Genomic DNA, 12,329 nt, shown 5'->3' on the forward strand with positions numbered 1-12,329 from the left:
AATGAATACGAATCTTATGCATCAATTCGACAACGAGTCGGGCCAATACGTGAGCAGCTTCATGCCCGACGCCGACCCCATGAACCCGAATCGCTGGCTGACCCCTGCGTTCTGCACGTCTGACCCGCTGCCCGATCGCGGCCCCCGCGAATGGCCATTTCGCCGTGGTGACTCGTGGGTGCTGCTCCCCGACTTTCGTGGCGTCGTGCTGTACCGGACGAGCGACGGGTCGCCGGCGGAAATCAGTATCGCGGGCGTGGCGCCGAATGAGGCCGGCCTCACCGACGCACCACGGCCGTCGACCGAATACGTATGGAACGGTGGCCAATGGACGGTCGATCCGGCGCTACTCGCGCAGCGCGTACACGACGAAGCGATGGCCGAGTTCGAACGGCGCATGGCGATCGCCCGCCAGGCAAATGCCGGCAAGGCCGACGCATATGCCGCAGATTTGCTGTCGCGGGAAGAGTGCGACAAGTTCCGCGCCTGGTCCGCGTACCAGCTAGATCTGGTGCGGACGATCCAAGCGAAAGACTTTCCGCTGAACGTCCGGTGGCCGAGCCAGCCAGCCTGACACCCCCTGATTCATAAACATTCCGTTGAAACCCTAACCCGGAGGTCTCTTACATGCCACTCAAGAAAACGATCACCGTCGAGCAATTCGGCACGCCGGTGAGCCTTCATCGCATCGACATCGTGACGGTCAACTACGTCGGAAAAAACACGGCAGCGCAGATTTCCAGCTTCTACGATGAAGCGGCGATGGCCGAAGAGCGAGTCCCGTTGGCCACCACGTCGATGAACCTGGACGGCGTGCCCGGCAACGGGCAGGATCCGCGCGCTTTCGTCGAAACCGAGCTCGTTCAGGCTGCACCGGCCAACGAAGAGGTTGACGAAACGCTGCGCCAGTACGGAACGAATCGTTACGCGTTCCAGGGCGCGAAAATCGTCGGATAAGACGCATCGACACGAAGAATCACGGCGGCGCATGCGATGCACCAACATCGGATGCGCCAGCCTCGTAGCACATGCAGGAATCACCACATGCAGGACATCCGTTGCGGTAGCTGTAACCGCAAGCTCGGAGTCGGCGAGTACGTCCGACTCACCATCAAATGCCCGCGCTGCCGGGCAATGAACGTTCTGAGGGCCGAGCGCCCCTTACCCGCAGGCCAGCGAGCCTCCGACAAGGGAAACGCCCCATGAAACACACCATCCCCGCAGAACTGATCAACCGTCTCCATCGCGCCGACTCGCTGAACGTCATGCGCGCACTACCCGACAACAGCGTCGACCTGGTCTTCACGGATCCGCCCTACTCGTCCGGCGGCACAACGAGCGCCACACGCAGCCAGGCGCCGTCGAGCAAGTACGTCAGCACCGACACGAAGACGGTCTATCCGGACTTCCAGCACGACAACAAGGACCAGCGCTCCTGGACGTTCTGGTGCATGACGTGGCTCGCTGAAGCCTATCGGGTCTGCCGTAACGAGGCGCACCTCGCCTGCTTCGTCGACTGGCGCCAGCTCCCGAGCCTCACGGACGCGATCCAGGCGGCCGGCTTCACCTGGCGCGGCATCGCGGTATGGGACAAGACGAGCGGCCGCACACGACCGCGCGCCGGCGGCTTCGCGCAGCAGACCGAGTTCCTGGTATGGGCGACGAAGGGCGCCGTGCGGCGCGCCGAGGTGTACCTGCCGGGCGTGTTCTCCGAGCGCCTGGCGCATCCGAAGCGGCACATGACCGAGAAGCCTGCGCAGCTCGCGCGCGACGTCGTGCGCCTGGTGCCGGAAGGCGGCGTCGTCCTAGACCCGTTCGCCGGCTCAGGCACATTCCTAGCCGCGGCAAAGGCCGCAGGCCTGAACTGGATCGGCTGCGAGCTGGAGCCCGCGTATCACGAGATCGCGAGCGCGCGGCTCGCCGAAGTCGGCGAACTGCCAGCCGCCGCGTAACGCAACCCATAGCCGTCGGCTGCCGATCGCGCGTGCCGGCGGCTGTTTCTGTTGTGCCGCGCCGCGGCACAACCTCCGGCGCGTGATCTGCGCGCGCGCGAAAGGCAATCTTTCAGGACGCTCACTCCTGGGAGATCGCATGGCAACTGATTACCACCACGGCGTACGCGTCATTGAAGTTAATGACGGTACGCGCCCCATCCGCACGGTCAGCACGGGCGTGATCGGCATGGTCTGCACCGGCGACGACGCCGACGCGACCACCTTCCCCGAAAACCGCCCGGTTCTCATCACGAACGTCCGGTCCGCGATCGGCCGCGCTGGCACGAAGGGCACGCTCGCGCGTTCGCTCGACGCAATCGCCGCGCAGACATCGCCGGTGATCGTCGCCGTGCGCGTGACCGCCGGCAAAGACGCGGCATCGACGAACACAGCCGTGATTGGCGGAACGACGGCCGAGGGCCAGTACACCGGTATGAAGGCGCTGCTCTCCGCGAAAGGCAAGCTCGGCGTCCAGCCGCGCATTCTCGCCTGTCCGGGTCTCGACACGCTGCCCGTCGCGACCGAGCTGGCGACCATCGCGCAGAAGCTCCGCGGTTTTGCCTACGTCAACGCGGCCGACGCGAAAACGAAAGAAGCCGCGACGGCCTACCGCCAGAACTTCGGTCAGCGCGAGCTGATGACGATCTGGCCGGACTTCGTGAACTGGAACACCGCGACGAACGCATCCGACACCACCTGGGCAACGGCGCGCGCGCTCGGCCTGCGCGCGAAGATCGACGAAGAGATCGGCTGGCACAAGACGATCTCGAACGTACCCGTCAACGGTGTCACCGGCATCAGCCGTGACGTGTTCTGGGATCTGCAGGATCCGAACACCGACGCTGGCTATCTGAACAGCCACGACGTCACGACGCTCGTGAACGCCGACGGTTTCCGTTTCTGGGGTTCGCGCACCTGCTCGGCCGACAAGCTGTGGGCATTCGAGAACTACGTCCGCACGGCCCAGGTGATCGCCGACACGATGGCCGAGGCGCATATGTGGGCGGTCGACATGCCGATGAGCCGCACGCTCATCCGCGACATCGTCGACGGCGTCAACGCGAAGTTTCGCGCGTGGAAAACGGCGGGCTACATCATCGACGGCCAGTGCTGGTTCGACCCCGCGGCGAACGACAAGGATTCGCTCAAGGCCGGCCGGGGCTTCCTCGACTACGACTTCACCGCGGTCCCGCCGCTCGAGGATCTGACGTTCCGCCAGCGGATCACCGACCGATACCTGCTCAAGTTCGCGGAAAGCATCGCCGTCTGACGGCGCCGCACCCACCATAGGAAAGCGCAATGGCTCTGCCATCCAAACTGAAAAATTTCAACGTGTTCGAGGACGGCGTCTCGTTCGTCGGCCAGGTGCAGGAGGTTCAACTTCCGAAGCTGTCGCGAAAGATGGAGGCGTATCGCGGCGGCGGCATGAACGGAGAAGTCGACATCGACCTCGGCAGCGAGAAGCTCGAGCTCGGCCTGACGATGGGCGGCTTCATGAAGGAAATGTTCAACACGTGGGGCACGTCGAAGATCGACGGCGTCACGGTGCGTTTCGCCGGCGCCTATCAGCGCGACGACACCGGCGACGTCGACTCGATCGAGGTCTACGTTCGCGGCCGCTACAAGGAAATCGACCCCGGCAAGGCCAAGGCCGGCGACAACGCCGACCAGACCGGCACGATGTCGCTCGCCTACTACCGCCTCGTGCAAAACGGCGAAACCCTCATCGAGATCGACTTCGTGAACTACGTCGAAACGGTCGGCGGTGTCGACCGGCTCGCCGAGCAGCGCCGCGCGATCGGCCTGTAACCGATTCACCGGGCTCGCGCCGCGAGCCCGCCCCAACCCCTACCAATCAGGAACCGCATCATGGAAAAAAAGAAATCCGCATCCGTCACCCTCGACACGCCGATCACGCGCGGCGAGCAGACGATCACCGAAGTCGTGCTGACCAAACCGCATGCCGGCGCGCTGCGCGGCGTCACCCTCACAGACGTCCTGCAGCTCGACGTTATCGCGCTGTCGAAGGTCATCCCGCGCATCAGCAGCCCGACGCTCACCGAGCAGGACGTCCTGCGCATGGATCCGGCCGACATGGTGCAGCTCGGCACGGAGGTGGCCGGTTTTTTGGTGCCGAGTTCGTCGAAGATGGACGCGTCCCTCGAGATGTCGACGATGTAATGGCTGACGTCGCCCTCGTGTTCGGCTGGACACCCCCTGTCATGGACGCCATGCCCGTCGCTGAACTGATGGGCTGGCGCGAGCGTGCGCGCGTCCGCTACGAACGAGGCGATGAATGACGGCCGCCCGCTCTCTGCGCCTCGAGGTCGTCCTCAAAGCGCTCGACCAGGCGACGCGGCCGATCAAGCAGATCGCGGGCAGCAATCGCGATCTCGTGAAGAGCCTGCGCGACACGCGCGCGCGTCTCAAGGAATTCGGCGACGCTCAGAAGCGCGTCGGCGAGTTTCGCGATTTGCGCCGCGGCATGCAGCAGACGGAAGCCAGCGCACGCGCGGCGCAAGACCGCGTGCGCCAACTCGCGCAGCAGATGCAGGCTGCGGAGAAGCCGACCCGCGCCCTGACCCGCGAGCATCAGCAGGCCGTCCGCGCCGCAAAGTCGCTCACGACGCAGCTCGACCAGCAGCGCGTGCGCCTCGACCGTGTCCGCACGGGGCTCGCCGAAAGCGGCATCAGTACCCGCAATCTCGCACAGCATCAGCGCACGCTGCGCTCGAACATCGCGGATACCAACACGGTGCTCTCCGAACAAAGTCGGCGCCTCGACGCGATGAACGATCGCCAGCAACGCGTCGCCAATGCGCGCGCGAAGTTGGGCGCCGCACGCGGCGCAGCGGCCGAGCTGGCGATCGGAGGATATGCCACGCGCGCGACCGGCTCGCGCATCGTGGACGACCTCCGCGAGCCAATGACCCAGGCGAAGAAGATCCAGAACGAGCGCGGCCGCATAGAAGCGCTCGGCCTGGGCAAGGAAGCAACGCGCGACGCCGAGAAATACGTGCGCTCAATGAAGTCGGCAGGCGTGTCCGTCTCCGACAACATGACCCTGATGCGCGATTCGATGTCGATTTTCGCCGACGAGCATCACGCGCAAATGGCAATGCCGACCCTCGCGAAAATGAAGTTCGCGAACGAGGCAATGTTCGGCGGTGAACAGGGGCACGAGAACGAAGAGAAGTTCATGAACATGCTGAAGGTCATCGAGCTGCGCGGCGGCACGAAGGACGAACGCACGTTCAAGGCCGAAGCGAACCTCGTGCAGCAAGTTCTGTCCTCGACGGGTGGGCGTGTTGGCGGGGACGAGTGGCGCAACTTCATCCAAACCGGGAAGACCGCCGCAAAGCAGCTCCGACAGGACGCGTTTTACTACCAGATGGAACCGCTCGTTCAGGAAATGGGCGGGCATGCGGCCGGCACCGGCGTCGCTGCGGCATACAGCAACCTGATGCAGGGCAAAACGACGGTGCGCGCGGCGAAGCGCATGGTCGAGCTGGGCCTCGTCGACAAGAAGTCCGTCGAGTACACCACGACCGGCACCGTCAAGCGCATCAAGCCCGGTGCGCTGATCGAGCACGACCTGTACAAGGCATCGCCGTTCGAGTGGATGGAGAAAGTGCTGCTGCCGAAGCTGAAGACGAAGGGCATCACCGACCAGAGCAAGATCCTGGACGAGTTCGCGACGATCATGACGAACGGGAACGGCGCGAACTTCTTCTCGACGATGTACATGCAGCGCCAGCAGATCCACAAGAGCGAGAAGCTCAACCGCGGCGCATACGGTATCGACGAGCTACACGAACTCGGCCAGCGTCAGACTGAAGGCCGCGAGCTGGTTGCGCTCGCCAAGGTGCGCGACCTACGCGCCGAGATCGGCGAGCAAGTGCTGCCGGTCTACAACAAGGCGCTCGATCTGACCGCGAATGTCCTGGACCGAATCCTCGGCTTCACGAAGGAGTTCCCGAATTTCACGCGGGCCGCCGCGATCGGCGCCGCCGGCCTCGGCGTGCTGCTCGTCGTCCTCGGCACCCTGACGATCGCGCTCGCCGGCGTCATAGGCCCGATGGCGATCGTGCGATACGGCCTCACGATGCTCGGCATGCGCGGTGGACTGCTGTCGACGGGCGTACGCCTGGCCGCGGCGTCCTTGCAGGTGCTTGGCCGCGTCCTGATGCTAGTTGGGCGCGCATTCCTCACCTCTCCGATCGGTCTGATCGCGGCGGCAATCGCGCTCTCCGCGCTGCTGATCGTGAAGTATTGGGAGCCGATTGAGGCGTTCTTCGGCGGCATGTTCTCCGGCATCAGCGCCGGACTCGCGCCAATGCGCGATGCGTTCGCCGGCGCGTTTGCCCCCATCGCTGGTGCGCTCGCCGGAATGAAGCCTCTGTGGGATTGGCTCGCCAGCGTGTTGTCGACTGTCGCCGGTTGGTTCAGCAATCTCCTCGCGCCGGCAGCGGCGAGCGCGGACCAATTGCACGCAGTCGGTGAAGCCGGCCGATCGTTCGGAAATGTGCTCGCTTTCGGGATCCGGCTCGGCCTAGCGCCATTCGAACTGCTCGCGCGCGTGATCGGTGCGGTGCCGACGCTGTTCACGGAGGTGATGACGGAAGCTCGGTCAGCAATGAACGGTGGCATCGGCGCCATCGGTGCGCTGATCGCGAACTGGTCGCCGCTCGGCCTGTTCTATCGCGCTTTCGCAAGCGTACTGTCCTGGTTCGGCATTGACCTCCCATCCCGGTTCACGACGTTCGGGCAGCAAATCCTGCAGGGGCTCGCGAATGGCATCTCGACCAGCCTCGGAGCCGTCAAAACTGCAATTCAGTCGGCCGGCGACAGCGTGATCGGTTGGTTCAAGGAACGACTCGGGATCCACTCGCCGAGCCGCGTGTTTGCGGCGCTCGGCGGCTGGACGATGGCAGGCCTCGAGCAGGGGCTGCGCGACGGGCAAAAAGGCCCGCTCTCGACGGTCCTCGACCTCGGCAAGCGAATCATCGACGCCGGCGCCGGCATCGGCATCAAGGGCGCGACGAGCTGGACGATCGCCCCGCCCGAGCGCGGCCAAGGTGAAGCCCAGCAACACCCGCTCGCGGCGGCGCTCGAGCTGCGCAAGCTGATCGTCGCGGCCGGCGCAGGGTTGGGCCTGATCGGCACCGCGATCGCCGGCGCCGAACCGCTGGCCGTCGACACTCGCCGGCCACTGTCGGCCGCCGCGCCGGCGCCGGTCGCGGCCGCGCTGGCGCCGATCACCATAAACGTCTACCCGGCGCCCGGCATGAACGAGGACGCGCTCATTCGAAAGATGAAGCAGATGCTGCGCGACGAAGAAGCCGCGCAAGCTGCACGCACGCGATCGCGTCTGGGCGACAAAGATTAAGGAGCGGTCGAAATGATGATGGCGCTCGGGCTGTTCGTCTTCAGCCTGGACACACTCCCGTACCAGCAGCTACAGCGGAAACGCGCGTGGCGTTACGCGAGCAACCAGCGCGTCGGGAGGCGGCCGGCCCGCCAATACGCCGGCGAGGATGACGAAACGATTCAGCTCTCGGGCGTACTGCTGCCCGAGCTGACCGGCGGCGACCTCTCCCTGGCCGTGCTCGAGGCGATGGCCGACCAGCACACCGCCTGGCCGCTGATCGAGGGCACCGGCCACATCTACGGCATGTTCACGGTCGACCACATCGACACGACGCGCACGCTCTTCTTCCGGGACGGCGCAGCCAGGCGCATCGAGTTCACGATCGGCCTGACGCGCACCGACGAGCTGGACATGCTCGGCATCGTGACGGACGCGATCAAGGAGGCGATCACGCTATGAATCTGGCCGACCTGCCGGGCGCCGACCTGGTACAGCAGTACGTCCTCGCCGACGATCGCGTGCCGCGCGCGATCTACTCGATCGCGCTCGACGGCAAGGACATATCGCGGAAGTTCGACGGCCGGCTGATCTCGATGACGCTGCAGGACAACCGCGGCTTCGAAGCCGACCAGCTCGACATCAGCCTCGACGACACTGACGGCGCGCTCGAGATCCCGAGCCGCGGCGTGAAGCTGAAGGTTGCGATCGGCTGGGCCGGCGCCGCGAATGGCCTGGTAGAGAAAGGCGTGTTCGTGGTCGACGAGGTGCGCCATGCGGGCACGCCTGACGTACTGACGATTCGCGCGCGCAGCGCGGACCTGCGCGCGGGCCTGTCGATCAAGAAGGAGCGCTCGTGGCATCGGCAGACGATCGGTGCGATCGTGCGCGCGATCGCGAGCCAGAACGGGATCCAGGCGCGCATCAGCAAGGCGCTGGACGGGCAGCTCGTCGACCACATCGACCAGACTGCCGAATCGGATGCCAACCTTCTATCGCGCCTGGCGAAGATGTTCGACGCGATCGCCACCGTGAAGAACGGATTGCTGCTGTTCATCAAGGCCGGCGAAGCAACGACGGCGAGCGGCAAGCCATTGCCGGCCGTCACAATCACCCGCGACGTCGGCGATCGCCACGAGTTCGCCGTCGCGGATCGTGACACGTACTCGGGCGTGCAGGCGTTCTACCTGAACACACGCACGGCGAAGAAACAGTCGACGACGGTGAAACGCCGGCGCCGGCGCACGACGAAGAAGAAGCCGATCGACAAGAGCGGCGACGTGCTGTTCGGCACGGCCGAGAACGTCAAGACGTTGCGGCACACGTATGCGAACAAGGGGAATGCGACCCGCGCGGCGAAATCGGAATGGGAGAAGTTACAGCGGGGCGTCGCCGAATTCAGCATCGTCCTTGCGCTGGGCCGGCCCGAGCTGATGACCGAACTACCTGTAACCGTGCGCGGTTACAAACGTGTCATCGACGATTGCAAATGGATCATCGCGCGTATCACGCACACGATCGACAGTAACAGGGGATATACGGCGAACCTCGATCTCGAGGTCAAGGCGAGCGAGGTGCCGGAGATCGACACCTCGGAGGGCACTGACTAGGCGCCGCGTCGCTTACGCAGGCTCCGCTCCGAACCATGCCCCCATCTGCTCGCTTCGAGTGTGCCAGAGCTTCACATCATTGAAGATTTTCGACACGGACTTGCTGGACTTCTCGTCGAAATCACTCATCAGCGATACAACGACTGGGCCGACGGTCTTCGTCGTTCCGTTAGGAACGGCAGCCGTCAGGGCTGCGGTGGACACTATGATGATGTTCGCTCCAGACTTCACTGTGCCGTCACCAGCGCCCATAAATACGATGCTGATCAGCTTACCTGTAGTCTTGCTGACGGAGCCGATCACATACAGGTTGTCGTTGAGTGCGGATTTGAATGTATCGGCGGAATCCCCTTTCTCCACACGCGGCTTGATCCGGAATGGCTCCTTCAAGTTTGCCATGATGGCATTGAAGTTTTTCGCGTACTGATCTGGCGTCATGTCCAGATTCCTTTCTGCGGCTTCCGTTTCTACAGGCGCCCCTTCCTTTTGTTCGGTCTTCGCTTCTACAGCCGAACTTTCCTTTTGCTCAGCAGCTTGTGATGTTGCGGCGCTTGCCACGCTATCTGGTGATGAGCCTTCGTTACCATTCTTGTCAGAGCAACCGGATACGCCAACCACCAACATCAACGCGAACAGAGCCGCGCTTGCGAATCCCGCGATATTGAGTACTTTCTTCATCGTTCCCCCGGATGCATAGCAATTGATTGCCTGTTAGAAATTTATCGAGCACGCGCTGTTTAGTGCCGACCGCTAGGAGCGCGCTCCCATCGCGCACCTCGCTCTCCGTCGGTAACGCACTGCTGACGGATGCCCGCCTGCATGACAACGCCGCCGGGCGAATAGCGATCGCCGCCATACTCGCAATGCTGAGGCGGCTCTGCTGCCTGGGTTTGTGCGGGTGTGTCAGGGCGGTGCGCTTCGACGTACAGCACCGCAGCAACGACCGCCGCTGCAGTCGCCGCGATTGACACCGCAAGCAAGGGCGTTCGCTTGCTCTGTTGATGCGCCGGTGCGCGTGCGGGCGCTGGCGAGGGGGAGGGCGTGGGCACCGGTGTCATCGCTGTAACGACCGACGGTATAGAGAGCTCGCTCGCCACCACCGGCGGCTGCGCTGCGGGTTCTGACTCTTTGGCTTCCTGTTTTGCTGTCACGCCTAGCGCCTGCCCAAGCGTACCGTTTCGAATCCAGGTGTCTAGGTACTTGATCGCGCGCTCGTACACATTGCGCGGCATCTCGTCCATTCTCTCGAAGTTGAACACCGTCATGAGCCGGCGGTACACCATTAACTTATCGGTGCCAGTCTTTGCTGCTATCTCAAAAGCTTTGCGTGCGATCGCGTTGCGCTGCCTCTCGCTGATGAACTTCGTCACGATCGGCTTGGAATCACTACCGTGGAAGTGCAAATTAACGTTCGTCTGTGCGCTATTGCTCTTCACATCCCCGCCGGCCACTTGCCCGACATCGCCGCTGAACTTCTGATTCATTGACTTCTTTTTCTCCTACGGCTGGCCCCGCCGTTCAGTACTCTCTCGCTGCGGTCAGCTTTCCCGCTTCTTTTTTTGCCCCGCACCGCCCACGTTGATTGAGAAGGGTGCTGTCACGTCGCCGGTTACATGCTGACCGACGTTGGCACCCTCGAAGTTCTGGTGAACTGTCGTGGCCTTCGGCGCAGGTGATGCTTGCGTCATTCCCCCGATCATGCCGAGCACGCCGGCGCGGCCTTTCGGGTCGAGGGAACGATAACCCGCCACCAACACTTCCTCGTCACCCGACAGCTCGGACGTGTTGCGTTTCCCCGTAAGGATGTAGAGCACATCGACCCCAACAGCGGCGATTTGCGCCAGATACACCGCATCGGGCGCTCGCTCCCCTTTTTCGTAAAGAACCTGAGTTTTCTCCGTCACGCCGCCGCGTTCAGCAAACGCGCGCTGCGATAGAGACGTGCGCTTCCGCTCATCGCGCAATCGACCGCCAATATTTACCATTCGGTTTGCTTTTTGTATTGCGTACACACCGAACGGTGTGTACGATGAGTGTTGTGCAAGGTTAACGAAGGGAAGTATACCGCCATGCTTCGCAAGAAAGCTCCCGTCACACGCTCGCCGCGCGGCGTGCTATCCAGCAAGCCGGTCTACATGCGGCTCATGCCGGACGAGCGCCGCACGCTCGAAGAACTGTCCGCGTTCCTGAACCGCTCCACGTCGAGCGTCGCCCGGCTGATCTACCTCGAGGGCGTTGAGCGGTACCGAACCAAAGTTATCGGCTCGGCCGCTCAATCGCACTCAAGTTCTTTTGCCGAGCGTTGAGTCATGCAATCGCCCGCCCTCATCGAACCCGCATTGCGCCATGCGCTGCATGGCCCCAAACGTCACGAAGTGCAAACAGCACTCGGATGGGACGATTCCGAAGTCAGCCGCTTTCTGAGCGGTGGCAAAGGCATCGTCATCGACAAGATTGACACCCTGGTCGCCGCTGTTGGCTTCGTGTGCGTAACCCGCAAATATCTCGACGCTGTCGCGACTCTTGGCGAAGTCGGCATGTTCTGCCAATGCGCGCGCCAAGGTCGCGGTGAATGCAGCCGCCCGTAGGAGCATCCGGAATGAAACTGAAGTGCCATCACTGCGGCAGCCGCGCCGTCATTCGAACCAGCCGCACGCTGTCCGCTCTCGTTCGCGAGGCGTACTGCCAGTGCACCAACATCGAATGCGCGACGACCTACAAGATCCACGTCGCGACAGTCCACACGATCGCGCCGAGCCTCAACCCGAATCCGCTCGTCTACGTGCCGCTCGGCAAGGTTGATCGGCTCCCGACCGATACGCGTCAGCTCCCGCTGCTCGACGCCTAAGCCCTAACCCGCTTTTTTTCTGAACGCCCATCGCACCCGCTTTCGCGGGCGCGAGGGACTCCCTTTGCCTGAAATTTCTTGGAGGCCGTATGCAACCGCTGATCCACGCCCCGCTCGCCGCGCTCGCTGAATCGCTGTCCTACGACGAGCGCGTCGCCTACCTCACGAGGATCTCCGCCGCCGACGTGCGCGTCGACGTGTTCGTTCGCTCCGCAAGCGCGCTCGGCTTCCGCGTCACCTGGGACCACGCGCACGGCACGCCGATCCTCGCATGGCTGCATTGACCGTCTACGCGATGCGCCCCGCCCTCACCGAGCTCGAGCTGCGCGCGACCTGGCGCCGGCTTCGGATGGTCGGCGACTACGACCAATCCATGCGCCGGCCGGCCGTGCGCGTCGCAATCGAATCCGCCGCGCGCGCTCACGCGAGGCGTCCCGCGCCTCAACTGTTGCGCGACCTCAAACGGCTCGCGAGCGGCGACACCGACAACTGACCACCAACCGAGAACC

General features: G+C 63.6%; 19 protein-coding genes. 16 read left to right on the plus strand and 3 right to left on the minus strand.

What is annotated here, in order from left to right; genetic code table 11:
- Position 1: 1 nt before the first annotated feature.
- The 11 genes from O1Q03_RS12230 (at position 2) to O1Q03_RS12280 (ending at position 8,972) form a co-directional block, all read left to right on the plus strand.
- Positions 2-574: a tail fiber assembly protein gene (locus O1Q03_RS12230; RefSeq protein WP_269503736.1), complete on the plus strand. Its 573-nt coding sequence runs from the start codon at positions 2-4 to the stop codon at positions 572-574.
- A gap of 53 nt (positions 575-627) precedes the next feature.
- Positions 628-957 (plus strand): hypothetical protein, encoded by a 330-nt coding sequence (locus O1Q03_RS12235; RefSeq protein WP_269503737.1) that lies wholly within the window; start codon positions 628-630, stop codon positions 955-957.
- An 87-nt stretch (positions 958-1,044) separates the two neighbouring features.
- Positions 1,045-1,206, plus strand: a complete 162-nt coding sequence (locus tag O1Q03_RS12240; RefSeq protein ID WP_269503738.1) for a Com family DNA-binding transcriptional regulator — start codon at positions 1,045-1,047, stop codon at positions 1,204-1,206.
- Positions 1,203-1,952 carry a DNA-methyltransferase gene (locus O1Q03_RS12245; RefSeq protein WP_269503739.1) on the plus strand — a complete coding sequence of 250 codons (750 nt, stop codon included), beginning with the start codon at positions 1,203-1,205 and terminating at the stop codon, positions 1,950-1,952. Before O1Q03_RS12240 ends, O1Q03_RS12245 begins: the two co-directional genes overlap by 4 nt.
- 139 nt (positions 1,953-2,091) lie before the next feature.
- Positions 2,092-3,264, plus strand: a complete 1,173-nt coding sequence (locus O1Q03_RS12250) for a phage tail sheath protein (protein ID WP_269503740.1) — start codon at positions 2,092-2,094, stop codon at positions 3,262-3,264.
- Positions 3,265-3,293: 29 nt separating this feature from the next.
- Positions 3,294-3,803, plus strand: a complete 510-nt coding sequence (locus tag O1Q03_RS12255) for a phage major tail tube protein (protein ID WP_269503742.1) — start codon at positions 3,294-3,296, stop codon at positions 3,801-3,803.
- 60 nt (positions 3,804-3,863) lie between these two features.
- On the plus strand, positions 3,864-4,175 hold the full coding sequence (locus O1Q03_RS12260; protein WP_269503743.1) for a phage tail assembly protein: 312 nt from the start codon (positions 3,864-3,866) through the stop codon (positions 4,173-4,175).
- Positions 4,175-4,294 carry a GpE family phage tail protein gene (locus O1Q03_RS12265; RefSeq protein WP_269503744.1) on the plus strand — a complete coding sequence of 40 codons (120 nt, stop codon included), beginning with the start codon at positions 4,175-4,177 and terminating at the stop codon, positions 4,292-4,294. The genes O1Q03_RS12260 and O1Q03_RS12265 overlap by 1 nt, the downstream gene beginning before the upstream one ends.
- A complete protein-coding gene (locus tag O1Q03_RS12270) occupies positions 4,291-7,383 on the plus strand; it encodes a hypothetical protein (protein WP_442865781.1) in 3,093 nt (1,030 codons plus the stop codon). Before O1Q03_RS12265 ends, O1Q03_RS12270 begins: the two co-directional genes overlap by 4 nt.
- 12 nt (positions 7,384-7,395) lie before the next feature.
- Positions 7,396-7,824 carry a phage tail protein gene (locus tag O1Q03_RS12275; protein ID WP_269503746.1) on the plus strand — a complete coding sequence of 143 codons (429 nt, stop codon included), beginning with the start codon at positions 7,396-7,398 and terminating at the stop codon, positions 7,822-7,824.
- Positions 7,821-8,972: a phage late control D family protein gene (locus O1Q03_RS12280; protein ID WP_269503748.1), complete on the plus strand. Its 1,152-nt coding sequence runs from the start codon at positions 7,821-7,823 to the stop codon at positions 8,970-8,972. The genes O1Q03_RS12275 and O1Q03_RS12280 overlap by 4 nt, the downstream gene beginning before the upstream one ends.
- Before the next feature lie 12 nt (positions 8,973-8,984).
- Here the strand turns inward: O1Q03_RS12280 and O1Q03_RS12285 are convergent, their stop codons facing one another.
- Genes O1Q03_RS12285 through O1Q03_RS12295 form a run of 3 tightly spaced genes read right to left on the minus strand, consistent with a single transcriptional unit; the run spans position 8,985 to position 10,957 of the window.
- On the minus strand, positions 8,985-9,650 hold the full coding sequence (locus tag O1Q03_RS12285) for a hypothetical protein (RefSeq protein ID WP_269503750.1): 666 nt from the start codon (positions 9,648-9,650) through the stop codon (positions 8,985-8,987).
- 59 nt (positions 9,651-9,709) lie between these two features.
- Positions 9,710-10,456: an alpha/beta hydrolase gene (locus tag O1Q03_RS12290; RefSeq protein ID WP_269503752.1), complete on the minus strand. Its 747-nt coding sequence runs from the start codon at positions 10,454-10,456 to the stop codon at positions 9,710-9,712.
- A gap of 54 nt (positions 10,457-10,510) precedes the next feature.
- Entirely contained in the window at positions 10,511-10,957 is a 447-nt protein-coding gene (locus O1Q03_RS12295) for a helix-turn-helix domain-containing protein (RefSeq protein WP_269503754.1), read from the minus strand.
- An 84-nt stretch (positions 10,958-11,041) separates the two neighbouring features.
- On the opposite strand from O1Q03_RS12295, the gene O1Q03_RS12300 reads away from it, so the two are divergent.
- From O1Q03_RS12300 to O1Q03_RS12320, 5 genes are all read left to right on the plus strand, one after another.
- On the plus strand, positions 11,042-11,278 hold the full coding sequence (locus O1Q03_RS12300; RefSeq protein ID WP_269503756.1) for a hypothetical protein: 237 nt from the start codon (positions 11,042-11,044) through the stop codon (positions 11,276-11,278).
- 3 nt (positions 11,279-11,281) lie between these two features.
- Positions 11,282-11,560, plus strand: coding sequence for a DNA-binding protein (locus tag O1Q03_RS12305; RefSeq protein ID WP_269503758.1), 279 nt, complete (start codon positions 11,282-11,284; stop codon positions 11,558-11,560).
- Positions 11,561-11,571: 11 nt separating this feature from the next.
- Positions 11,572-11,820, plus strand: a complete 249-nt coding sequence (locus O1Q03_RS12310) for an ogr/Delta-like zinc finger family protein (RefSeq protein ID WP_269503760.1) — start codon at positions 11,572-11,574, stop codon at positions 11,818-11,820.
- Between the two features lie 89 nt (positions 11,821-11,909).
- The gene (locus O1Q03_RS12315) at positions 11,910-12,104 is read left to right on the plus strand and encodes a hypothetical protein (protein ID WP_269503762.1); all 195 of its coding nucleotides are present in this window, start codon (positions 11,910-11,912) and stop codon (positions 12,102-12,104) included.
- Positions 12,105-12,115: 11 nt separating this feature from the next.
- Positions 12,116-12,313 (plus strand): hypothetical protein, encoded by a 198-nt coding sequence (locus O1Q03_RS12320; RefSeq protein ID WP_269503894.1) that lies wholly within the window; start codon positions 12,116-12,118, stop codon positions 12,311-12,313.
- Positions 12,314-12,329 lie beyond the last annotated feature (16 nt).

Source organism: Burkholderia sp. IMCC1007 (assembly GCF_027257875.1).
Classification (GTDB): domain Bacteria; phylum Pseudomonadota; class Gammaproteobacteria; order Burkholderiales; family Burkholderiaceae; genus Burkholderia.